Consider the following 22,447-nt stretch of genomic DNA (forward strand, 5'->3'; position numbering starts at 1 on the left):
TGTCAACGGCACCAAAGGCTGTAAAATCTTCCATCAACGAGTTTACTTTCTGCGAGAAGTAACAGCTTGAATCCAATTGCCGCCGCTTATTATTTAATCAATAAAACCAGGGGGCCATGTGATGCTTTTGCATGTTAATAACGAGATGGAAAATGGCGTAATTGCCAAAATACCCCTTGCACTGGACAAGGATATCAAAGGCTTTCAGGGGGACGCGATTGATTTTGAAATATCCTCATTGGATAGCCACCTCATTCCTGCTGAAGAATTCCATCCATACAAGTCGCTGTTCAAAGTTGTTTCCGGGAACTCAGAGCTAAAAAACATTTACATAGCGCTGTCGTTCAATCTCAATTTCTCAACACCAGATGGCAAAAAAACTTCCATGGCGCGCTCCAGCCCGGCAGAAGAGTGGGCCATAACGAATGGGCACTATTATTCTGATGCAACGACATCGTTCGGTCTCACATCCGGAAGTAAGTTTGCAGGCGCCTACAGCGCAAGCATCACCAATCCATATCTTTATGTGATAAAAAACGGCAGCCTCATCGATAATAAAATATCGGACCCAATTGCGATCAAGGCGCAATTCTATCCATCTTCGTCACATTCGATCATAACCCCGAAGGAGCACATCAATATTGTGCTGAGCAACCGGCAAGGCTCATACGAATAGCCAGAGCATATCCCGAAAAGGGTGAATGGCTTTCGAACAAGACACGCAAGAGTAAATAGGTCGAGCGTCGTTCCGAATATGAAGGTTTTATGGCTTGGCCAGACGCACATTGTTGTTTACAAACAACAATGTGCCATTTTCTTTTCTCATTATCGTTCAAAGTAACTCTATTCTCAATCGGGGTTTGACTTCCCTTGTTTGAGAGAGCAAGACCTTTAGGGCGCATTCTGAAAAGTGTGAAACGGTTTCAGAACTAAGATGCGCGTTAAAACAAACGATTAGAGCGTCGATCGCTTCAGCGAAATCGAAATCCGCTCTAAAGACTTGAGACAGACCTTGCGGCATGGCGCGACCGCATTGGCCTGCGTGTTGTGCGTTACAGAAACCGGGTTCGGAATTGGGTATTTACCTTCCCATTGCGGAATTATCGGTCAACATGCTGGTTCTGCTCGGCATGGGCGCTGCCGTTGGCTTTCTTTCTGGATTGTTCGGTGTTGGCGGTGGATTTCTGATCACACCTTTGCTGATCTTTTATAACATTCCACCAGCCATTGCCGTGGCCACCGGCGCCAATCAGGTCATCGCCTCGTCGGTGTCTGGTGCGCTTGCGCATTTCAAGCGGCGAACCCTCGACATCAAGCTTGGCCTGTTTCTGGTCGCAGGCGGTATAGTCGGATCGCTGCTCGGTATTTTCGTGTTCTCATGGTTGCGCGACTTAGGCCAGCTCGATCTGATCGTTTCCATCCTTTATGTCTTCTTCCTCGGCACAGTCGGCGGGCTGATGCTGGTTGAAAGCGTGCGTGCACTGCGCCGTGTTAAAAAAGGACAGGCAGGTGCGATCCGCCGTCCGGGGCAGCACACGTGGATTCATAAGCTGCCGTTCAAGATGCGGTTCCGCGCATCCACCATCTATGTCAGCATCATTCCGGTTCTCGGCATCGGCTTTTTCATCGGCCTTTTGTCATCGGTGATGGGTGTTGGTGGCGGCTTTATCATGGTGCCGGCGCTCATCTATCTGCTACACGTTCCGACCAATGTGGTTGTCGGCACATCGCTGTTTCAGATCACGTTCGTCACGGCATTCACGACTGTGATGCAGGCAACAACCAATCAGTCCATCGATATCGTGCTGGCATTTCTCCTGATGCTCGGTGGTGTGATTGGTGCACAATACGGTGCGCGTGCAGGCCAGAAATTGCGTGGTGAACAGCTGCGCCTGTTGCTTGCCTTGCTGGTTCTCGCCGTAGGCCTGCGTCTTGCGTTCGGCCTTTTTGTACGACCGGATAATCTTTTTTCGATCACAATAGCGGATATGTGACATGAGGAAACTCACGCTCATATCCGTTTTTCTTCTCTGCTTTGCAGCAGCCCCGGCATCAGCGCAGATCAATTCAAGTGGCGATGGCAATGGGGTGCCGCAGCTGCAAAATCCTGCTGAAGAAACCATCGAGATTGGTCTTTCAACCGAGACGATTGCCATTACTTCCAATTTTGGTGGCACCGATCTCACAATCTTCGGCGCGCTGGATAATGCTGATCCAATGATCCAGCGGCAGGGACGCTACGACATCATCGTCGTTCTGCAAGGGCCGGCGCGCGATCTGGTCGTACGCAAAAAACAACGCTATCTGGGCGTCTGGGTGAATGCAGATTCTGAAACCTTCCTTGGCGTCCCACTTTCTTACTCGTTAGCTTCGACACGCAACTTGCAGGACATTGCGGACGATAAGATCTACCGCCAGCTTTCTGTTGGTGTGCGCAATTTTTATCTGAGGCCCGAAGACCCGGCCAGCCTGTCGGGCAATATTCTGAAATTCGGCGACGAGTTGCGCGAGATGAAAATACGGCAAGGTCTTTACAGTCAGCGTATCGGCAGTGTGGAATTTATCTCGCGCACATTGTTTCGCGCAACGCTGAACTTGTCAGCCAATGTGCCAGTCGGCCGCCATCGCGCCCGAGCTCTTTTGTTCCGTAACGGTGTCTTTCTGCGCGAAGCTAATGCCAGCCTTGAAATCGTGAAGGCCAGTGTCGAGCAAAGCATCTATGACGCCGCGCACAAATACAGCTTCTATTACGGCTTGTTCGCGGTGTTCCTGGCTGTCTTCACCGGCTGGGCCGGACGTGTTTTATTCAAAAAAGATTAGCCGCCCACCAGCGCGCCGCGCGCAATCGGGTAAACCTTACCCTGTCCCAGCATATAGGCGCGCAGGGTCTCGTCCGTGAACAGCCCCCGAAAGGCGCGATCCAGAATATTCAGCGCACCCGTATAGGCTCCGAAAGCAGGCATGATGAGCCTTTCCCCGTCGCTTACAAAACAAGGGCGGCGCACCGACCGATCACGTCGCACGATACGGGCCGCCGGATGAAGGTGACCTGCAATCTCACCCTGCCCGGCCTTGCGCGATGGTTCATGCCGGAAAACAAGCGGCCCTACTGCCAGTTCCTCCACACAATCGCCCGGTAGGTCGACCGGGCGATCAGGATCGTGATTGCCGGTGATCCAGAACCAGTCACGATGCTCCATCAGCGACTTCAGCCGGATGGCATAAAGCGACGGCAGGCGTTGGCTGGCCGTCGCATCGTGAAAACTGTCGCCAAGGCTGATGACGGTTCGCGGCTGATAACGCGCGATGGCCAGCGCCAGCATGTCGAGCGTCGCTGCTGTGTCATAAGGCGGGATGAGCTGGCCGCGCCGGGCAAAGGATGAACCTTTTTCCAGATGCAGGTCTGAGACGATGAGCATATGGAGATCAGGCAGGAACAGTGCACCGGATGGATCGCACACAGCCGCAACGCCACGCACTTCCGCATGAGCCAGACTGTAGGCCTCTCCATTGCCCAACACGGCAGTCTTCATTGCATCGCCTCTCTGATCAGATCGTCTGCGGCCTCTTCAAGCAGCTTTTCATCGCCCTCTCCTGCCACACGCTCACGCCCGATTTCCAGCATCACAGGCAGCGCCAGCGGTGAAATCCTGTCGAGCGGCTTGTGCAGGAGATGACCTTTCACGCGCGCCAGCATGTCGCCAAGACGCTTGATATCCAGAAGCCCGGTCGCGGCATCCGCGCGTGTCGCCTGCAGCAATATGTGGTCCGGCTCATGGGTCCGCAGCACGTCATAGATCAGGTCGGTGGAAACCGTAACCTGACGGCCTGTTTTCTCCTGTCCCGGATGACGGCGCTCGATAAGCCCTGAAATTACGGCACAATTGCGGAAAGTGCGTTTCAGAAGATAGCTTTCATCGAGCCAGGCTTCGAGATCGTCCCCCAGCATATCCTCGTCGAACAGGCGGGTGAGATTGAGCTTTCCAGTGCCGATCATCGCGCCCATATCCTTGAGGCCCCAGAGCCCCAGCGAATAATCGGTCGCGACAAAGCCAAGCGGATGTGCGCCCATGCGTTCCAGACGACGAGTCAGCAACATGCCGAGCGTCTGGTGTGCCAGCCTGCCCTCGAACGGATAGGCGACCATGTAGAAGCGATTGCCACGCGGAAAGGTTTCGATCAGCAGCTCGTCCGTTGCTGGCAGCACGGATTTCCATTGCTGTACCTCCAGCCATTCCCGCACCTGTTCCGGCAAAAACTGCCGGCGTGTGCGGTCAGCGAGCATCGCGCGCACCTGCGCGGCAAGATAGGTGGAAAGCGGAAACTTGCCGCCTGCATAGACAGGAATCTTGGCATCCTGCCCGGCAGCATTGGAGGCGATGCATTCGTTCTCGCGGATGCCCTCAAACCGCAGCACCTTGCCAGCAAAAAGGAAAGTATCGCCCGGTGTCAGCGTTTCGAGAAAATATTCTTCGATCCGCCCCAGAACACGTCCGCCGCGTGCATTTCCGCCCTTGCCGCCACGAGTAAGCCGCACATTCAACTCTGGCGCTTCGACAATCGTGCCGATGTTGAGCCGATATTGCTGCGCAATGCGCGGATTGGAGACCCGCCACGTGCCGTCCACGGTCTTACGGATTTTCGCAAACCGCTCATAGGTCTTGAGCGCGTAGCCGCCAGTCGCAACGAAATCCAGAATGCGGTTGAATGTGTCTCGCGGAAGGTTCGAATAGGGTGCAGCGCTCTGCACTTCACGATAAAGCTGATCGGCATTGAATGGTTCGGCACAGGCCATGCCAAGCACGTGTTGCGCCAGCACATCCAGCGCCCCGTCAATCAGAGGTGGCGTATCCTGCGCGCCCAGATAATTGGCGTCGAGTGCGGCACGGCACTCCATCACCTCGAAGCGATTGGCGGGCACAAGAATGGCCCGGCTTGGCTCGTCCATACGGTGATTGGCGCGGCCGATGCGCTGCGCAAGGCGGCTGGCCCCTTTCGGTGCGCCGACATGAATGACCAGATCGACATCGCCCCAGTCGATCCCCAGATCAAGCGTCGAAGTCGCGACCACTGCCCGCAATGTGTTGGCGGCCATCGCCTGCTCAACCTTGCGGCGCTGGCTGGCATCAAGCGAACCATGATGCAGCGCGATGGGCAGCGTGTCCTCATTGACCCGCCAGAGTTCCTGAAACAGCATCTCCGCCTGACTGCGCGTATTGACGAATAAAAGCGTCGTGCGGTGCTGGCGGATCGCCTCGTAGATGTCAGGAATGGCATAGCGTGACGAATGGCCTGACCATGGCACCCGTTCGTCGGATTCGAGAATGCTGATTTCCGGCTTGGCGCCGCCGTCCACCGTCACAAGTCCGGCCATCGGCCCGGTGCCGTCCTGTTCAACCAGCCAGCGGCGCAGTTCATCGGGCTCAGCCACCGTTGCGGAAAGGCCGATGGTCTGCAATTGCGGTTGCAGGCGGCGCAGCCGCGCCAGCCCCAGCGCCAGCAAATGCCCGCGCTTCGAAATCACCAGCGAGTGCAATTCGTCCAGCACCACATAGCGCAGCCCCTTGAAGAACTGTTCCGCACCTTTGGATGCGATCAACAGTGCAAGCTGCTCCGGTGTGGTCAGCAGAATATCCGGCGGTACCAGCTTCTGCCGCTGGCGTTTGTGTGCGGGCGTATCGCCGGTCCGTGTCTCAATAGTTATGTCGAGACCCATTTCCTCAACCGGCACCGTCAGATTGCGATGGATATCAACGGCCAGAGCCTTCAGCGGCGAGATATAAAGCGTGTGAACTCCACGCTTCGCCAAGCCGGGCTTTAAGCGCCCACGTTTTTCCAGATCCACCAATGCAGGCAGAAACCCGGCCAGCGTCTTGCCCGCGCCGGTGGGCGCAATCAGAAGCGTGGACTGTCCCTGTTCGGCACGGGCCAGAAGCTCAAGCTGATGCGCGCGCGGCGACCAGCCCTTGGCCGCAAACCATTCGAGAAAACGGTCCGGCAAGGGAAAAGCGGCAGATGCGGCGGCGGGTTTCAGGTTCAGTGTCACGCCGTCAATCTAATCGCAGCAAGGCAAGTCGCCAAGGTGTTTGTTCACTTTTGTTCTCATTTTGTCAGCAGACGCAAGCTACCTCTCTTTTCGGGGCGAACTTCGTGACCTATCTTCAAACCATGCGTTTCAACCAGCTTCTCTGCTCCTCTCCCAAAGGTCTTTATTGCCCGCCCGGCGATTTCTACATCGACCCCGTGCGTCCGGTGGAACGCGCGCTCATCACGCACGGACATTCCGATCATGCCCGCTCGGGCCACACCCATGTACTGGCAACGCCCGAAACGCTCGACATCATGGCGCTACGCTACGGCGCAAACTTCGCCGAAACCACGCAACCGATAGGCCTCGGTGAAACCCTGACGATCAATGGTGTACGGGTCGGTTTTCATGGTGCGGGCCATGTGCTCGGTTCGGCCCAGATCGCAGTGGAGAAGGACGGAACCCGCATTGTCGCTTCGGGCGATTACAAGCGCGCAGCCGATCCAACCTGCGCACCTTTTGAGCCGGTCGCCTGTGATGTCTTCATCACCGAAGCAACCTTTGCGCTGCCGGTATTTCGTCACCCGGATGCGTCGCACGAGATCGCGACGCTTCTCAAATCAATCCGGCAATTTCCTGAACGCGCGCACCTCGTCGGCGCTTATTCGCTGGGCAAGGCGCAGCGGGTTATCAAACTCATACGCAATGCAGGCTACTCGGAACCGATCTATATTCACGGAGTACTGGAAAAGATCTGCGATTATTACCAGTCACAAGGCATCGATCTCGGTCCGCTTGAACCGGCAACGCTGGAACGTGACGAAGCGCAGCCGGATTTTGCAGGCAAGATCATCGTCGGTCCTCCATCGGCTTTTTCCGACCGCTGGGCGCGGCGTTTTCCCGATCCTATTTCGGCCTTCGCCTCCGGCTGGATGCGCATCCGCCAGCGCGCCAAGCAACAGGGCGTTGAACTGCCACTCATCATTTCCGACCATTGCGACTGGGATGAACTGACGGCGACAATTACGGAAATTGCACCCGCCGAAGTGTGGGTCACACATGGGCGCGAGGAAGCGCTTGTTCGCTGGTGCGAGCTGCAGAACATACCGGCCAAGCCGCTGCATCTCATCGGCTATGAAGATGAGGGCGATTGATGCGTGCTTTCGCTGAACTTCTTGACCGGCTGGTTCTGACGCCGCAGCGCAACGGCAAGCTTCGTCTGCTTGTTGACTATTTCCGCGCTACTCCCGACCCGGATCGCGGTCTGGCATTGGCGGCAATCACGCGCGATCTCGAACTGCAAAGCGTGAAGCCCGCCATGCTGCGCGCACTGATAGCCGAGCGCATCGATCCCACGCTCTTTGCCTATTCCTATGATTATGTGGGAGACCTCGCCGAAACGATTTCGCTCATCTGGCCCGGCCCCAGTGAAACCGCGCCCGGCGCAAATCTGCCACTTGGGATCGTGGTTCACGAATTGCAGAATGCCTCGCGCCGCGAAGGCCCGATGCTCGTGGCCGGATGGCTCGATCTGCTTGGCATTTCTGAACGCTACGCACTATTAAAGCTCGTAACCGGCGGCTTGCGTGTCGGTGTTTCCGCTCGCCTTGCCAAACAGGCTCTCGCTGATGTCGGCGGCGTCGATATTGTGGAAATTGAGGAACTCTGGCACGGCCAGTCACCACCCTATGAGGTGCTTTTCGCCTGGCTGGAAGGCCGTGGTGAAAAGCCTGCTGCCACCGCAGCCGCGCCGTTTCGCCCCGTCATGCTGGCGACAGCGCTTAATGAAACTGAAATCCCCTCGCTCGACGCATCCGCCTACAGTGCCGAGTGGAAGTGGGACGGCATTCGGGTTCAGGCCGTTGCGGAAAACGGCGTGCGCCGTCTCTATTCACGCACCGGTGACGATATTTCCGGCGCATTCCCGGACATTCTGGAGGCTATGGATTTCGAAGGTGCCATCGACGGCGAACTGCTCGTCGGTCATCACGGCGAAACCGGCATAGAAACCGCCACGTTTTCCGATCTGCAGCAAAGACTGAACCGCAAGACCGTGAGCGTGAAGCAATTACACGACTATCCGGCTTTCGTACGGGCCTATGATTTATTGCAGGAAGGGAACCAGCAGACCGGAGAAGACCTGCGCCCCCTGCCCTTTTCCGAACGCCGTGCCCGCCTGCAAAAATTCGTCGGCAAGCTCGACCCCCGCCGGTTCGATCTTTCGCCGGTGCTGCCTTTCGCTGACTTTCAGGAACTGGCGCAGTTTCGCGCCAATCCACCCCATCCCGTCATCGAAGGCGTGATGCTAAAGCGCCACGACAGCACTTACCTGCCCGGACGCCCGAAAGGGCCTTGGTTCAAATGGAAGCGCGATCCTTTCACCGTCGATGCCGTGATCGTCTATGCCCAGCGTGGACACGGCAAGCGCTCCAGCTATTATTCAGACTTCACCTTTGCCGTCTGGACAGGACCGGAAGACGAGCCAATGCTGGTGCCGGTTGGCAAAGCCTATTTCGGCTTCACGGACGATGAACTGAAGCTGCTGGACAAGTTTGTGCGCGAGAACACCACGGAGCGCTTCGGCCCGGTGCGATCGGTCCGCGCCGAGCCCGATCATGGGCTGGTGGTGGAAGTTGCTTTCGAGGGTCTCAACCGCTCCACGCGCCATAAATCGGGTGTCGCCATGCGCTTTCCGCGGTTTTCACGGCTACGCTGGGACAAGCCGCCCCGCGAAGCGGACCGGCTTGAAACGCTGGAAAAGCTGCTGAGCTGATTATTCAGCCGCAGTGGTTACACGAATTGCAAAAATATCAACGGGCTTGCCTGCGCCACTGAGATCAGAATTGATTGTGATCTTGCCCGCGCGACCGGCAGACTGGCCCGCCTGAAAATCCTGATCGAACAGAAAATCATTCACGGAATCACGAACGTCATAACGTCTGCGCCCGCAATCGCCGAGACCCCCAAAATCACAGTTAACCGACATCTGCGTGGGCTTGCCATCATCGCTGCGGGCAACAATATCAAAGGTCGCCTTTTTGCCCATAAGCTGGTTCAACACACCTTCGCCCACATCAAACGTGACACTGTCATTTGGGTCCTTCGACTGAACCCGAGCAAAACTGTTGGTGCCTTCACGCATGATTTCAGCAGTCGCGCCACCCTGCACTGACATGCGCGTAGCATCCGTCGGCGTGAAAATGTTGATCCAGGTACGTCCTTCCGGATCTTCACCTTCTTTAATCGGCGCCATGCGATTATCCGTCAAAAGCGGACTTGAACCATTGCCGCGCGTAAAATCCGCAAAACTGTTGTAAAGCGAGAAACCAATCAGCCCCAGAATAACGATAACCATTACCGGGATACCAACGCTGATAAGCGGTGAGCGACGCTTTTTCTTACGATCCTTGCGGGAGACGCCTGCTTCATAACCCAGATCGGCAGAGCCACGCTTTTTCTTTTTCGAGGTCGCGCGAATATCTGCTGTGTCTAGCGCAGGACCAGCTTCGTAAGCACCTTCGCCCAAAACAGGGTCTGAGGATTCTGGTACGCCCAGCGACGGTTCCCGCTTAGCGCTCGCCGCAGAACCAGACTTAAACTCAGCCTCGATCTCTGAAATAGCATCCTTGATCTTTTGACGTCGCTGCTGCTTCTGATCTTCACTAAGGGCAGCATTGGCGGTCAACGCGCGCTCGTGTGCACCCCAAGCCGCTTCATAAATGCGCTGACGGGTGACCGGATTATGCGCATCCGACTTTGCGAATGCATTTCTGATTGCGCGTTCGATACTTTCCAAAGGGCTGCTCTTCCTTGGTTGCGTCTATGGGCTGGGCTCGTCGGGCACAGCCGGTTAAATGAGCCTCAGCGAAATTAACGTCTGAATCAAGGCATTTACCTGTTCTAGACCCATTTTGGCTACCCGCAGCAACTGTCAAAGATACCAAATATTAACTTTAAACCTCATTTTCCCCGGACCTTTGTCAAAATGGCCTTCGAATAAGCTCTCATACTGCCTCGAATTTTTGCAGTAATTTTTCGTGTTGCTGTTAGCAAAAGCCATGCTAGAAATATTACGTTTACGGAAACGTCAATTTTTTGGAGGATGAAATGGCATTGCCGGATACTTTGAAAAACAGGCTGCGCATTCCCGTGGTCGGAGCGCCACTGTTTATCATTTCCAATCCGGCTTTGGTGCTGGCGCAATGCAAAGCAGGCGTCGTCGGCTCATTTCCGGCACTCAATGCGCGTCCCGAAGCGCAGTTGGACGAGTGGCTAGCCGAGATTACCGAAGATCTCGCTGCCTACGATGCCGCGAATCCTGAGCGCCCGGCCGCCCCTTTTGCAGTTAACCAGATCGTGCACCGTTCCAACAAGCGTCTCGAACACGACCTTGGACTATGCGTGAAATACAAAGTTCCCATAGTCATCTCTTCCCTGGGGGCGGTTCCTGAAGTCAATGCCGCGATCCATTCGTACGGCGGCATTGTTCTGCATGACGTTATCAACAATCGCCATGCCAACTCTGCGATCCGCAAAGGTGCGGATGGCCTCATCGCTGTTGCCGCAGGCGCGGGCGGCCATGCAGGTGCGCTCTCACCCTTCGCACTCATTCAGGAAATTCGTGAATGGTTCGACGGCCCCCTGCTTCTTTCCGGTGCAATCGCCAATGGTGGCGCAGTTCTCGCGGCACAGGCCATGGGCGCAGACCTTGCCTATATTGGCTCACCGTTCATTGCCACGACGGAAGCCCGCGCTTCTGAAGATTACAAACAAATGATCGTTGAATCGAACGCTGCTGATATCGTCTATTCCAACTACTTTACCGGAATTGCAGGGAACTACCTCAAACCATCAATCGCTAAATCTGGCCTCGACCCTGATCATCTGCCGGAGGCTGACCCATCCAAGATGGACTTCGACAAAGTCCAACAGGAAGGCTCGAAAGCCTGGAAAGACATTTGGGGGTGTGGACAGGGTATCGGTGCAATTAAGGAAATTGCACCTGCAGCAAAGCTCGTTGATCGTCTGGCGCAGGAATACAAGCAAGCTCGCAACCGCATCTGCCCAGACGCACACCATCCGTAATGACAACAAAGCCTCCTGTGACCCATACCGGAGGCTTTGTTTCCAACTGGTCCGAACAAACGTGAAGAATATGCGTTTTGGACCTTGCTTTCCTCTATGGTTTTGGTTATCAGCGCACCGTTCGGTCACAAACAGATCGGTATTCCCTCGGGAGTTTTGGAACCATGGTTCCGGGCCGCTTTAGCTCAGTTGGTAGAGCACATCATTCGTAATGATGGGGTCAGCAGTTCGAGTCTGCTAAGCGGCACCATTTTTCACTGAAAATTCAAATGCTTAGAAAATAGCGCTGTAAGCAAAGGCTCGGTTTTCATCATCGGGGTAACGCTTGGGGTAACGGCGGCAAATTGATGGCCCTCAGGCATTGACTCCCGGCGTTAGTTAGAACATAACAAGAACATTGGCGGTGGTAATAAACAAGCAGGAGAACGTCATGAATGCTGTCGCTGAGAATTACGACGATGAGATTGAATTGGTTCTCGCCTATCACAAAGGCGATATGCGCGCCGCTATGGAAGCGCTGTTGAAAGACCGGGATTTCCTCATCAAAGAAATTGAGTACGCCAGCCTCGCCATGTCTCTTGGGTTTTCACGTGGCTGGAAACCGACGGTGTTTACGAGATGAAACCGCTGCTCAACCAGATTTCTGATTATCGCTTCCAGGTGGCGCTGCCAGAATCGTATGCGCTCAAGTTTGAGCGCCGATCAGTCCATAGAGACGCGGACCGCCTCGGAGCGCATTCGATACACCACATGGCCAGAAAGGCCGGGATACATTTCTGCGTGTTTAGCTTTTCGGACGAGCGCAGCAGGAGTGTATTCATGCGCCGACATGGCGGTAAAGTATTCGAATCGTCTGAGTGGGAAAGACTTGTCGTAGAGTGACGAGTTTTGACCCTTGACATATCCTGCATGCCAGAACATTTTAGGAACATTCGTATTAAGAGGTATATAAAGAGATCCATGGCAATCAAGTTTACAAGCTCACCCGACCGTCAACCGGAACCCAAAGTGGGGAAAGGGAAAGCTTCTAAAAAGAAATCTGCTAACTCGTCGAAAGACAATGCGGAGCTTGATCTCAACACCGAGGGAAAGTGAATTGAATGGCAGCTGCTCGACTGATCGTGGTTGCGGCTTTTGATAAAAACGATGACGGTGATCTGATTCCAGCATTTGACCCTATAGCCTTTGAAACGGAAGGCCGCGCCATGAAGTCAGCTCTTACGCTGGAAGGAAAACATGCAGGGGTCGTAGCATGGAGTAGAGAGGCCGATCCGGACATTGGCGAATATGGACCTCCAGCCATTATTTTCCAATATGGCGAAATTCCCGATATGGAATGAGCAAATAAAAACCGCCCCGAAGGGCGGTTGTTGTTTATGCTGCTCGCTGTTCGATCGCCTTCAATCTCTCAGCAAAGAAAATGATCTTGTTCAAATCATAAAGACGGCTGGCCGCGTCCTTCTCGCCGAAACGGTAGCAAGCCTTAAAGATGTTGCCGAGCGCAAAGGACATGCCTTTGTGCTCGATAAGGTCGTTCAGCTCGCTCGCGCCTTCAGGCAGCTCGTAATAGCTGGTCGATCCGCCGTCGGATTTGATCGCGCTAACGGATCGAAGGCCAAGATCAGTTAAATGCACAGGCTTTGGCATGGGCTGCTTTGGTCTATCCAACTCTCCGCGCGCAATCTCACGATCAATCCTAGCGTCTGGCACCATCACACTTCCTCCCTCACCTTACGCTTTGGTTCTTCGAACTTCTCGCTCAAAGGCCCACCAGCCAGCAAGCCACGCAGTGCTGACAACTTATCCTCTACAAGTGGGCGGAATCGACTAGCTGCAAAAGGTGGGTTGTCGTAACCAAACTGTGGGCAAGTTCCGCGATCGACGCCCTTAAGCCGCACACCGATGTAAGTGCCATGAATATAATGCTCGAATGGACCAATCCACGCGATCTCGTAAATTTCGCCTTCTTTCACCTCAAGGTATTGCTCAAAGCCAACGACTGAATCGATGCAGACCACTTTTTGGCCAACGTGGAAATGGTTCATGGAGCCTCCCCGAGCATTTCCAGAGCAGCGGCGTAGCGAACTCGGTGTTCCTCATCGTCGCGATAGGTGCGTAGGTTGTCCCGCAGATCAGCGATCTTCACCGGCCGTGCAATGGGATTAGAGCAGGCGCGCTTTACGTAGACGAAATAGTCTTCGTCATCGCGACGCGTAATTGCGTTCAAGGCCAGCACAATGTCGTCGTCAAAGCCAAACGAATAGACATCGTTCAAGGAAGTGTTCGTGTGCTCGATCATGTCGTGCATAACAGCGAGGATCTGCGTTTCGCGCGTCTCCTGAGCCATCATAACGCGCAGTGGATGCATAATGTACGGATCGCCGTTGTCGCTCTTCTGGTCCATGTGCGCTGCTGCCGCTACTGCAATTGCTGTTTCAAGATTGCTCATGTGCTACTCCTGCTGCCCTCGCCTCAATGCTTCGATACTCAATGGCAACGCTGTGCTGTTCAGCGCGTGCTACGCCCATCTTCATTCCTCCGCTGATACCACGATCAGTGTAAACAACGCATTTTGTTGCCACCCGATACCAGGCAAGGCCAGCCTCAATCCCCAACAACCGCTCATCTGGCTGCATATCGTCCAGCACTTGCGTGTGCAGCAAATGGTTGGCAATCGGCGCTTCGCCTCGCCGCAGGCTGTCTAAGAGGCAAGCCCGCGCATATGCTGTGTTGGCCTCCACATATTCGTTGTAAGGACTCTCGATTATGACGAGATCGGCAGGTTGCTTGACGGGAGCGAGATTGATTACCCACGGCACGTCATGCCAGATGCCGTGCTCATCTCTAGTGCTTAGTGCGATGCCGTTGGCGCCGAATGTAATGCGCGTAGCCGGCTCTGCTGTGGGCCGCCCTTCAACAGCCGCACGTGCGGCTTTGTCTTCTGCTTCTTCAAGCATATGCTCTCCTCGTGTTGTGGTGAAACGCCGCTTGGTGGGCGGCGTTACAGTGCGACAATTTGTCATTAAAAAATAATCATATTACGTAAATATCACAGACTCTCTTTTCATAAATAAAAGTAGAAAGGAGAAAAAGATGTTTTACATTAACTTACTTACAACCATACTAAATCTCATCTACATTATCATAAAAATAATACTTCTATTCATTTAAACTTCACACTCCCCATTGTTATAAATGGGGAGGAGTATTTTTTTCAACTTACACCACCCTCCTCTGGCTTGCCACATTATCATTAGCCGCCGCATACTTCCCTGCGACCATCTCAGGCCGGAGAATATCGCGACCGACTTCACCGAATTGCTTGCTGTAGGTAATCCGCTTTGCTGATCGGCCTGACAGCCACCCGCCGCCAGCGGCATAAGCGTCTGGTGCTGCGAGGGTTTCATGCTGCTCGACATACATCAGCGTGCCTTTTCGAGCGTCGTCGCTGTGTCGGTGACCAATATGCACATAGGCTTGCAGTGAGCGGCCAAACATTCCACGGAACATGCCTGCAATCGTGCCCTCGATATTCCCAACACCTCGCTTGTGACCATGGTGATAGGCAAGCATCGTGCTACCCCACTCGAAGGCGTAATAAAGCGAAGGGGAGTTATCGACAGTGATGCGCGGCTCGTTCTCGTACATAACGGCCAGCATTTCACGCAGCCATGCAGAAGAGGCCGGGTCGTGATTCCCCGAAGCCATCACGACATGAACGCGCTCGTGCTTCTGCAACAGCATATCAATAATACGGCGGATCGTGCGGATCACAATGCGAATAACTTTCTGCAGTCGGCTGTCAGCGTCCAGAACATGCTTGTGGGCAGGCGTGACGCTTTCAAGCGCATCGTGATGCATAAGGTCGCCCAACTGCGCCAGAATGGTCGTGTGAGCGTCGGGAGCCTGTGCCACAGCCGCAGAGAACCAATCGAGTAATAGCTGCTCGGCAATCCGCAGATCGTAATCGCTGCCAGTTTCTTCGCGCCACGACATCATTCCGAAATGGTTGTCAGTGATCGTGAACTGATTCAACAGATCCTCGCGACAACCCTTTGGCGCAGGCATAATCGAAACGCGGGGCAAATCTTCTTTTAATGCGGCGACCAGGGCCGTGATTGCTGCACGCTGTTGGTCGGCGTCCGCGCGTTCCATGATGTGCTGCGTTACAATACGGCCTTCGCTGTTAACGAGAGTCGTCTTGCCTTTTACCGCCAGACCGGCAGTCGCTTCATAAACAGGGCCAGCCTCTTTCGTCTGGCGCATGTAGGTGCCGTTAGGCGTCTCGGTAAGGCTCTTGATTGCATAACCGTAACCGCCCGATTGTTACCGTGGGGAATATGTCTTGACACGTTCGACGACTTCTTGGTCATCGACAAAGCATTCGAGGAATTCTTGCCATTTTTCGGCTGATTGACGCGCGTCGGCGAGTATCTGTCTGAGTTCATCGATGCCGTCGTCCGTTAGAGCGGAAGTGGTTTGATCCTCGCCGGTTACGACAGTGACTATATTTCCATAAGTCAGGTTATCGTCATTGCGGATGATCGCATACAGAAGGTCAGCATCCTCGTTGAGCATTTCAGCGACATAGTCTGTGGTGTAGAAAAACGTGACCGTGGCCATCAGGCTGCCTCAGCATGTTCTGCTCCGAGAGGCACCCAATTCCATGGGAGCAACTCATCGAGCCGATTGATTTTGTGATCGTGAATGCGGTCGAGCACATCGGCCAGATAAGCCTGCGGATTGAGACCGCTCATCTTCGCCGTTTCAATGATCGTCATGGCACGTGCCAGAGTTTCCGCGCCAGTATCAGCGCCTGCGAATAACCAGTTCCGACGTCCAACACCAATGGGCCTCAGGGCTCGCTCCGCAGCGTTGTTGTCTATGGCCACACGACCGTCCTCCAGGAACAGGCAGAGTGACGGCCATCTGCTCAGCCCATAGCGCAAAGCTTTCGCCAGTTCGCTTTTGCCCGGAATGCTAAGCAACTGCTTTTCCGCCCATGCGCGCAGTTCCTCGACCTTCGGCTTGCTGTGCTTTTGGCGCGTGGCGAGCCGTACATCGGCGGGCCGGCCTGCAATATCCCGCTCGATATCATACAGCGCTCCGATCCGATCGAGAGCCTCGCGCGCAATCACGGATTTGTTCGCGACCCAGATATCATGAAAGTCACGCCGCCAATGCGCCCAGCAGGAAGCCTCGCGGAAGCGGCAGTTCCCACCCGCATCAGGTTCGTATAGTTTTGCGTAGCCTTTATAACCATCAGCCTGGAGGATGCCGCTCGCTTCTCGCAGATGATGATGGACGTGCTCTTCCTTCCAGTCGGGAGCGAAGTAATAAACCGCACCCGGCGGTGCGCCGCCTGCCCATGGACGCTGATCGCGGACATATGTCCAGATCCTGCCCTTCTTCACACCTTTGCCCAGTTCCTTGTCGCGCAGTGAGCGATCCAGCACCCGGATCGGGGTATCGTCAGCATGGAGGAGATCACTTTTCATGATCTCCTTCTCAATTCGCTCGATCAGCGGCCGAAGCACTTGCATGGCACGACCGCACCAGTCCACCAATGTGCTGTCAGGTATATCGGCACCCATCCGCGCGAAGATCTCGTTGAGGCGATAGAGCGGCAGGTGATCATCGAACTTCGAGACCAGGATATAGGCCAGAAGCCCGGCACCCGCCATACTGCCGGGTATTGGGCGGCTGGGCGCAGGAACCTGCACCATTTTCTCGCAGCAACGGCACGACCTCTTTGGTCGGGCGATCTCAATGACCTTCATCGTCGCTGCGATCATGTCGAGGATTTCGCTGACATCCTCTCCGACAAGGCGCAATTCTCCGCCACAGGCAGGACAACAATGACCGGGATCAAGTTCCCGGCGTTCGCGAACGGCATTTTCCGATACGCGCGGACGTCGACGCAGAGGCCGGGGCTGTGAAGTCTCCTCCGGGACGCAAGCCATCTCGTCTTCAAGCTCTTCAACGGGCGCAGCCTCGTGTTCGGCACTGGCGATCAACAGATCCTCCAGCGCCAGCTCCAGTTGCGCAATTTCCCGCTCAATCTTTTCAGAAGACTTGCCGAAGACCTGTTTCTTCAGCCGGGCAATGCGCAGCCTCAAACCCTGGATCAGGTGATCATGCGCTTTCAACGCCGCCGACATCTTCGCATTCTCCGCCTGCAAGGCGGTGATCATCGCCTTCAGAAAGGCTGGATCGTCAGGAAGAATTGAGCTCGCATTCGACATGATCCTGACTAGCATAAGTCAGGGCAGAACGCCATAAAAACAAGTAGTTTCAGTAAGATAAAAATCAACCGACACGTGCCGGCGGAGCACCCCAGTCCGGACGCCTCCAGTCTATTCCTTCCCATAGCATCGCCAGTTGCGCGGCTGTCAGTCGAGCCGTCCCATCGGCCGCTGAGGGCCAGGGGAAACGGCCTTTCTGCAGAATTTTATAATAAAGGCAAAATCCCTGGCCATCAAAATACAGGAGCTTCACCCGATCACCACGCCGCCCGCGAAAAGCGAAGACCGCTCCGCCAGTTGGCTTCTGACGCAAGACATCCTGAGCCAACATCGAAAGGCCCTCAATACCCTTCCTCATATCTGTGACGCCACAGGCAAGGTAAACCCGAACGCCGGTGCCCGGTCCAATCATGCCTGTTCCACCGCCCGGATGAGCCGCGTCAGCACCGCGCCTTCCACTTGGCTGTCAAAACAAAGACGGCGGCCGCAGCGCAATTGCAATTCAACCATTGAGGATGAAGCATCGACGGAACTGTTCGCCTCAGAGCCGGACGGAGCGGCAGTCATGTCAACGGGAAGAAACAAGGGCTCCGGCGAGGGAGGCAGAAGCCCCTTCCTCTTCAACTCGCTACGCCACATATAAATCTGCGGACGCGATACATCGTGACGTAGCGCAACTTCTGTTACGGTCGCGCCATCAACCCCAACCGAATTGACTATCGCAAGCTTCTCTTCGGCCCGCCACCGACGTCGGCGTTCGTGGCCCAGTATCTCCATCCGCATCGTCTACCTCAATCTCAAGACACGTCATTAACGACGTCGCTAAAGACGTGTCTTACGTCACGAGGCCTTGCTTAAACAGGCGGTAGCAATCGGGCCGTTACGTTGAATCCATTCAAACACCACATTTAAACGGCGGCCAAAAGGCCGTCGTCATTTCAGTTTCAAACTTTCACATTAGTTCTTCACTGTGTCTTCTAAAAAGAAACGACCGAGCGGATACTGATAAAAACCATCGATATTCTTTCCCGTAACATTGATATATGGGCTGTAATAAAGGTCGATCCAGTTGACGTCGTCTTTCGCCATTTTTTGCAAATCAACATACATCTCTTCGCGCTTCTTCGGATCGAGTTCAAGGCGCGCAGCTGCTACAAGGTCTTTCACCTTCTCATTATTATAGCGCGTCATGTAATTCATATGCTTATCTCGGCCAATCTTGGGGTGGTATGTTGGGTGCAGAACACGCCGTTGGACAACCTGCGGACCTAAAGACACTCGTTATCGCAAACTCCCCCGCTAACATGCACACATGGGTGGCGGACGCCAACCGTTTACGACGCGAACTTCCCGCTGATGTGCAGGAAACTTTGTTGCAGCATGAAAGAACGGGCACGCTGACCGATCCTGAATATATCGCAGTCTCTCGCGTATTTTATGATCGCCATGTCTGCCGCGTAAATCCATGGCCTAAGGAAGTCGCACGAACATTCGCGATCATGGATGAGGATAATACCATCTATCGCAACATGAACGGTCCGACTGAATTTCATGTAATCGGCACGATGAAAGACTGGACACTTGAAGACCGCCTCAGCCGCATTCAGGCACCAACGCTTGTCGTCTCAGGCCGTTATGATGAAGCAACGCCATTGGTTGTGAAGCCCTATGTGGAAAATGTTCCGAACAATAAGTGGGTACTATTTGAGGAATCTAGCCATATGCCACATGTCGAAGAGCGCGATCTGTGCATGAAGACCGTATCTGACTTTCCAAACAGTGTTGAAACGGTTTAAACTCAAAGTCGTCAGATAAACTCTGGCGACTTTGTTCGCATTTCGATGGTCAGCCCCGTCAGATATATTCTATCCTAAACTGCAACATGCCAATAAATTCATGGCGTTAACCATGGAGAAAATTGGATATCGAACTGCTATTCGCAAATCACTTTGCCTGAACGTCGTGGTCTTTTCGAACTTAAGCAGCTCAAAGTCCCTCTCGGCGATATTGCGCAACTCATGTGTCATCATCGCTCGACGATCTATCGCGAGGTCAAGCGCAACGGCTTTCGGGACATAGAGATACCAGACTATAACGGCTATCATAGCGTTGTTGCCGACAACATCAGCAAAAACGCGCACTAACTCGTTTGTGGAGTATCTTCTGAGCAAGTTCGGCTTAAGTTTTAGCCAATCATATTCGAAACACTATCTGCCGCATCGCGTATAGGATCTAGCGCCAAATGCGCATATCGTTGAGTTGTCTGGGATTGACTGTGCCCTAACAATTTCCCAACCAGATATAAGCTTTGTCCCGACGACACAGCCATACTTGCAAAATTATGCCGAAGATCATGCCATGTCTTTTGGATACTGAGCGGTCGATCTCCTCCTACTGATGACGGAAAAACCAACGGTGAGCCGGCGACTTTTGGAGTGATTTTATCAATGATAATACACTGTCACCTAGGTGCACAACTTTTTGATCAGTTTTGCTATCTGGTAATTTCGCTATTCGGCGTTCGAAATCAATCCACGACCATTGCAGAGTCAGCGCCTCGTTCCTTCTACATCCTGTCATGAAGAGAAACCTTATCGCGGCAACTGCAAATATGCTTACCACCTTCCTTTCCGCCGAACCGAGGGCTTTTCCCAGTCGATCCAACTCCTCAGGAGTGAGGTACCTATCATGGGTCTTTAGCTTAAACGCTTCGTGCCCAACGCTGGGTTATCGGCACGATACCTATTTGCTGGTTATTTCAGATTTTGGGTATGCGCCCTGTGGCAAACACAGTAAGACGGAATGGTCAATGCTGGCGGAAAGGCCTGACAGAGCGGAGCATCCGCTGTGCCCGTCTTGCCGATAGTTTGACCCAGAACGTCGACGCGCTATTTCTACTTCTGGTTTTGGTTCCCGCAGTTCCGCCCTGTCCCGACCGAACCGCAGCCAACTGCACTGGCGGCTAATGGCTCTTCTTCTCATTTGTCTGATAGAGGCAGCACTATATTAGTGGGAGGGTGCCTCGCCCGAATAAAGGCGGGATGTTACTTTTGGGCGCACAGCTCTCGCTTGTCCGTGGCTGATAGTGCTCATAACTCTGCTAATGCTGAAATCGCTCCTTGCAGCCATGCGCAGGCTGGCTCCCGTTAACCCAGCGCTTGCGGGTCTCGCAGCGGACATCGTATTGGGCGCTAGCGGTGTGCTTGTCTGTTCACTTCACTGTCCAGAAAAGGGGGATTCCGTTCATCGCGACCTGGTATACGTTCGGCATTGCTATCACCGGGCTTCTCGTCATGATCGGCAGACACGTTTGGTTGCGCTGGTAATGCATATCGATTTCGATACTGAGATGTATAATCTTTATTCTGCTGTTATCTTGTTCAATTCCGGTGGTTGACTAATGACCGGCTAGAAATTCATTTCACGCCCGCTAAATAAGCTAATATTATTGCAATTATAGAAATACTCAGAGCATGAACTCATGTCATCGTGACTAAAGATAGGTCCACCGCAGGTCAATTATTGGGAGATCAGCATGACCATACTGAATGCAATAATTGATTTTCTAAACACGATCTTCTGGAGCTATATTCTCCTTTATGGCCTGATCGCTGTGGGGATATATTTTACATTTCGCCTTGGGTTCATACAATTCAGGCATTTCCCGGAATTCTTCCGATCTGTCATGCGCGCACCAGCAAATGACACCAGCGGGATCACACCGCTTCAGGCACTTTGTACGAGTCTCGCATCGCGTGTCGGCACTGGAAATCTGGCTGGTGTCGCCGTGGCCCTGTTTCTGGGCGGTCCGGGTGCTTTATTCTGGATGTGGGTCGTCGCGACCGTTGGCATGGCAACCGCCTACTCCGAGAGCGCTTTGGCGCAGCTGTATAAAATCAAAGATCACAATGGCCAATATCGCGGTGGACCTGCCTTCTATATCTCACGTGGATTAAATGCACCGTGGGCAGGTGCGATCTTTTCAGTTTGCCTAATTATCGCGTTCGGCCTCGTTTTTAACGCCGTTCAGGCAAACTCCATCGCCGATGCCATGCAGGGAGCTTTTGGCGTTGAGAAGATTTGGGTTGGCATCACTCTCGCAGTGCTAACCGGGATCGTTATATTCGGTGGCATTCGTAAGATTGCGCAGGTTGCCGAGTATGTCGTTCCATTCATGGCCGTCGCTTATCTGGGCATGGCACTTTACGTGGTCGTCGCAAATATCACTGCGGTACCCGGAGTAATTGCGCTCATCGTCAAGAGCGCTTTTGGCATCGAACAGGCCGCTGGTGGCATTGCGGGAGCTATGCTGAACGGCGTCAAGCGTGGCCTGTTCTCAAACGAAGCGGGCATGGGGTCCGCACCCAATATAGCGGCGGTCGCCACCCCCTCACCTCATCATCCTTCAAGCCAGGGTTTTGTGCAGGCTTTGGGCGTGTTCATTGATACGATCCTGATTTGCACGGCTACGGGCATCATGATCCTGTTGTCGGGCGTCATGACACCTGGTTCAGAGCTGACAGGAACGCCACTGACGCAGGAAGCGATGGTTGTGCACATTGGTGAGGCAGGTCGCTATTTCATTGCGATTGCCATTTTCTTCTTCGCGTTCACCTCAATCATCGGCAACTACGCTTATTCAGAAAATGCGATGGTATTCCTGAAGCTCGATAACCGTGGGATGATCGGCACGCTACGAGCCGCTGTTCTGATCATGGTAATCTGGGGTGCCTATACGACGGTAGCGACGGTATTCAATATGGCCGACGCTGCGATGGGCTTGATGGCATCGGTCAACCTGATCGCCATCGTACTTCTGTCTGGAACAGTCGTCAAAATAACCAAAGACTATTTCAATCAGAAACAAGCAGGCGAACCACGTTTCGATCCAGATGATTTTCCTGAACTCAAAGGTAAGATTGACTATTCTATCTGGTCTGAAAAGTAGAATTACAAACAAAAATATACTTATAAATTTTCCGTCTTATTCCGTTTATATATTATCCATTACAGCCTCTTTCTCATGCATTTATTCAAAAAATACCATGCTCATGGGAAATTATACTAACAAAATAATAACAGCCAAAAA

General features: G+C 53.7%; 25 protein-coding genes, 1 tRNA gene and 3 pseudogenes. 13 read left to right on the plus strand and 16 right to left on the minus strand.

All coding sequences use genetic code 11. The annotated features are described in order from the left end of the window. Positions 1–121 precede the first annotated feature (121 nt). The 3 genes from ACSME1_RS18610 (at position 122) to ACSME1_RS18620 (ending at position 2,820) form a co-directional block, all read left to right on the plus strand. Entirely contained in the window at positions 122–676 is a 555-nt protein-coding gene (locus ACSME1_RS18610; RefSeq protein ID WP_435655179.1) for a hypothetical protein, read from the plus strand. Positions 677–1,112: 436 nt separating this feature from the next. After that, positions 1,113–1,994, plus strand: a complete 882-nt coding sequence (locus ACSME1_RS18615; RefSeq protein ID WP_024896833.1) for a sulfite exporter TauE/SafE family protein — start codon at positions 1,113–1,115, stop codon at positions 1,992–1,994. A gap of 1 nt (position 1,995) precedes the next feature. Continuing rightward, positions 1,996–2,820, plus strand: coding sequence for a TIGR02186 family protein (locus tag ACSME1_RS18620; protein ID WP_024896832.1), 825 nt, complete (start codon positions 1,996–1,998; stop codon positions 2,818–2,820). Here the strand turns inward: ACSME1_RS18620 and pdeM are convergent. After that, complete coding sequence (gene pdeM, locus ACSME1_RS18625) at positions 2,817–3,533, minus strand: ligase-associated DNA damage response endonuclease PdeM (RefSeq protein ID WP_435655180.1); 717 nt, start codon at positions 3,531–3,533, stop codon at positions 2,817–2,819. The two genes, ACSME1_RS18620 and pdeM, sit on opposite strands and share 4 nt — an antisense overlap. After that, positions 3,530–6,046 carry a ligase-associated DNA damage response DEXH box helicase gene (locus tag ACSME1_RS18630; RefSeq protein ID WP_435655181.1) on the minus strand — a complete coding sequence of 839 codons (2,517 nt, stop codon included), beginning with the start codon at positions 6,044–6,046 and terminating at the stop codon, positions 3,530–3,532. The genes pdeM and ACSME1_RS18630 overlap by 4 nt, the downstream gene beginning before the upstream one ends. A 122-nt stretch (positions 6,047–6,168) precedes the next feature. Between ACSME1_RS18630 and ACSME1_RS18635 the strand changes: the two genes are divergently transcribed. Together ACSME1_RS18635 and ACSME1_RS18640 are read left to right on the plus strand one after the other, a co-directional pair. Further along, positions 6,169–7,182 (plus strand): ligase-associated DNA damage response exonuclease, encoded by a 1,014-nt coding sequence (locus tag ACSME1_RS18635; protein ID WP_435655464.1) that lies wholly within the window; start codon positions 6,169–6,171, stop codon positions 7,180–7,182. Beyond that, positions 7,182–8,801 (plus strand): cisplatin damage response ATP-dependent DNA ligase, encoded by a 1,620-nt coding sequence (locus ACSME1_RS18640; protein ID WP_435655182.1) that lies wholly within the window; start codon positions 7,182–7,184, stop codon positions 8,799–8,801. The genes ACSME1_RS18635 and ACSME1_RS18640 overlap by 1 nt, the downstream gene beginning before the upstream one ends. Here ACSME1_RS18640 and ACSME1_RS18645 read toward each other — a convergent pair whose 3' ends face one another. After that, a complete protein-coding gene (locus ACSME1_RS18645; RefSeq protein ID WP_435655183.1) occupies positions 8,802–9,824 on the minus strand; it encodes a hypothetical protein in 1,023 nt (340 codons plus the stop codon). It lies immediately after the preceding gene. Between the two features lie 311 nt (positions 9,825–10,135). Here ACSME1_RS18645 and ACSME1_RS18650 point away from each other — a divergent pair, with 311 nt between their 5' ends. The 4 genes from ACSME1_RS18650 to ACSME1_RS18665 all read left to right on the plus strand — a co-directional run bounded on the left by ACSME1_RS18650 (position 10,136) and on the right by ACSME1_RS18665 (position 12,453). Beyond that, positions 10,136–11,113, plus strand: coding sequence for an NAD(P)H-dependent flavin oxidoreductase (locus tag ACSME1_RS18650; RefSeq protein ID WP_435655184.1), 978 nt, complete (start codon positions 10,136–10,138; stop codon positions 11,111–11,113). 174 nt (positions 11,114–11,287) lie between these two features. Further along, positions 11,288–11,363 (plus strand) — tRNA-Thr (locus tag ACSME1_RS18655). 180 nt (positions 11,364–11,543) lie between these two features. Continuing rightward, positions 11,544–11,735 (plus strand): hypothetical protein, encoded by a 192-nt coding sequence (locus ACSME1_RS18660; protein WP_100557140.1) that lies wholly within the window; start codon positions 11,544–11,546, stop codon positions 11,733–11,735. 478 nt (positions 11,736–12,213) lie between these two features. Then, positions 12,214–12,453, plus strand: coding sequence for a hypothetical protein (locus ACSME1_RS18665; protein WP_435655185.1), 240 nt, complete (start codon positions 12,214–12,216; stop codon positions 12,451–12,453). A 34-nt stretch (positions 12,454–12,487) separates the two neighbouring features. On the opposite strand, the gene ACSME1_RS18670 is transcribed toward ACSME1_RS18665, so the two are convergent. From ACSME1_RS18670 to ACSME1_RS18715, 10 genes and pseudogenes are all read right to left on the minus strand, one after another. Next, entirely contained in the window at positions 12,488–12,826 is a 339-nt protein-coding gene (locus ACSME1_RS18670; RefSeq protein WP_435655186.1) for a hypothetical protein, read from the minus strand. Further along, positions 12,826–13,158: a hypothetical protein gene (locus ACSME1_RS18675; protein ID WP_435655187.1), complete on the minus strand. Its 333-nt coding sequence runs from the start codon at positions 13,156–13,158 to the stop codon at positions 12,826–12,828. Before ACSME1_RS18675 ends, ACSME1_RS18670 begins: the two co-directional genes overlap by 1 nt. Next, positions 13,155–13,562 (minus strand): GTP pyrophosphokinase, encoded by a 408-nt coding sequence (locus tag ACSME1_RS18680; protein ID WP_248126159.1) that lies wholly within the window; start codon positions 13,560–13,562, stop codon positions 13,155–13,157. The genes ACSME1_RS18675 and ACSME1_RS18680 overlap by 4 nt, the downstream gene beginning before the upstream one ends. Next, entirely contained in the window at positions 13,549–14,070 is a 522-nt protein-coding gene (locus ACSME1_RS18685; RefSeq protein WP_435655188.1) for a DUF7768 domain-containing protein, read from the minus strand. Before ACSME1_RS18685 ends, ACSME1_RS18680 begins: the two co-directional genes overlap by 14 nt. A gap of 262 nt (positions 14,071–14,332) precedes the next feature. Further along, on the minus strand, positions 14,333–15,379 hold the full coding sequence (locus ACSME1_RS18690; protein ID WP_435655189.1) for an oxidoreductase: 1,047 nt from the start codon (positions 15,377–15,379) through the stop codon (positions 14,333–14,335). Positions 15,380–15,439: 60 nt separating this feature from the next. After that, entirely contained in the window at positions 15,440–15,736 is a 297-nt protein-coding gene (locus ACSME1_RS18695; protein WP_265983406.1) for a hypothetical protein, read from the minus strand. Continuing rightward, positions 15,736–17,358 carry an IS66 family transposase gene (tnpC, locus tag ACSME1_RS18700; protein WP_265983404.1) on the minus strand — a complete coding sequence of 541 codons (1,623 nt, stop codon included), beginning with the start codon at positions 17,356–17,358 and terminating at the stop codon, positions 15,736–15,738. The genes ACSME1_RS18695 and tnpC overlap by 1 nt, the downstream gene beginning before the upstream one ends. Before the next feature lie 64 nt (positions 17,359–17,422). Then, positions 17,423–17,770 (minus strand): IS66 family insertion sequence element accessory protein TnpB, encoded by a 348-nt coding sequence (tnpB, locus tag ACSME1_RS18705; protein ID WP_011982990.1) that lies wholly within the window; start codon positions 17,768–17,770, stop codon positions 17,423–17,425. Further along, entirely contained in the window at positions 17,767–18,141 is a 375-nt protein-coding gene (tnpA, locus tag ACSME1_RS18710; protein ID WP_265983403.1) for an IS66-like element accessory protein TnpA, read from the minus strand. The genes tnpB and tnpA overlap by 4 nt, the downstream gene beginning before the upstream one ends. Before the next feature lie 174 nt (positions 18,142–18,315). Beyond that, positions 18,316–18,567, minus strand: a pseudogene (locus ACSME1_RS18715) (ABC transporter substrate-binding protein); the annotation flags it as partial. On the opposite strand from ACSME1_RS18715, the pseudogene ACSME1_RS18720 reads away from it, so the two are divergent. Both ACSME1_RS18720 and ACSME1_RS18725 read left to right on the plus strand, forming a co-directional pair. Next, positions 18,558–19,154: pseudogene (locus ACSME1_RS18720) on the plus strand (proline iminopeptidase-family hydrolase); the annotation flags it as partial. The pseudogenes ACSME1_RS18715 and ACSME1_RS18720 sit on opposite strands and share 10 nt — an antisense overlap. A gap of 153 nt (positions 19,155–19,307) precedes the next feature. Further along, on the plus strand, positions 19,308–19,502 hold the full coding sequence (locus tag ACSME1_RS18725) for a helix-turn-helix domain-containing protein (RefSeq protein ID WP_051514737.1): 195 nt from the start codon (positions 19,308–19,310) through the stop codon (positions 19,500–19,502). 41 nt (positions 19,503–19,543) lie between these two features. Here the strand turns inward: ACSME1_RS18725 and ACSME1_RS18730 are convergent, their stop codons facing one another. The 3 genes and pseudogenes from ACSME1_RS18730 to ACSME1_RS18740 all read right to left on the minus strand — a co-directional run. Next, a complete protein-coding gene (locus ACSME1_RS18730; RefSeq protein ID WP_435655190.1) occupies positions 19,544–19,687 on the minus strand; it encodes a hypothetical protein in 144 nt (47 codons plus the stop codon). A gap of 62 nt (positions 19,688–19,749) precedes the next feature. Beyond that, positions 19,750–19,980, minus strand: coding sequence for a tyrosine-type recombinase/integrase (locus ACSME1_RS18735; RefSeq protein ID WP_435655191.1), 231 nt, complete (start codon positions 19,978–19,980; stop codon positions 19,750–19,752). A gap of 170 nt (positions 19,981–20,150) precedes the next feature. Continuing rightward, positions 20,151–20,246: pseudogene (locus ACSME1_RS18740) on the minus strand (cytochrome b/b6 domain-containing protein); the annotation flags it as partial. Positions 20,247–20,443: 197 nt separating this feature from the next. Between ACSME1_RS18740 and ACSME1_RS18745 the strand changes: the two are divergent. Beyond that, the gene (locus ACSME1_RS18745; RefSeq protein WP_435655192.1) at positions 20,444–20,755 is read left to right on the plus strand and encodes an NrsF family protein; all 312 of its coding nucleotides are present in this window, start codon (positions 20,444–20,446) and stop codon (positions 20,753–20,755) included. A gap of 147 nt (positions 20,756–20,902) precedes the next feature. Beyond that, complete coding sequence (locus ACSME1_RS18750; protein ID WP_435655465.1) at positions 20,903–22,306, plus strand: alanine/glycine:cation symporter family protein; 1,404 nt, start codon at positions 20,903–20,905, stop codon at positions 22,304–22,306. Positions 22,307–22,447: the final 141 nt, after the last annotated feature.

The organism is Brucella pituitosa (assembly GCF_965577835.1).
In the GTDB taxonomy this organism is placed as follows: Bacteria; Pseudomonadota; Alphaproteobacteria; order Rhizobiales; family Rhizobiaceae; genus Brucella; species Brucella pituitosa.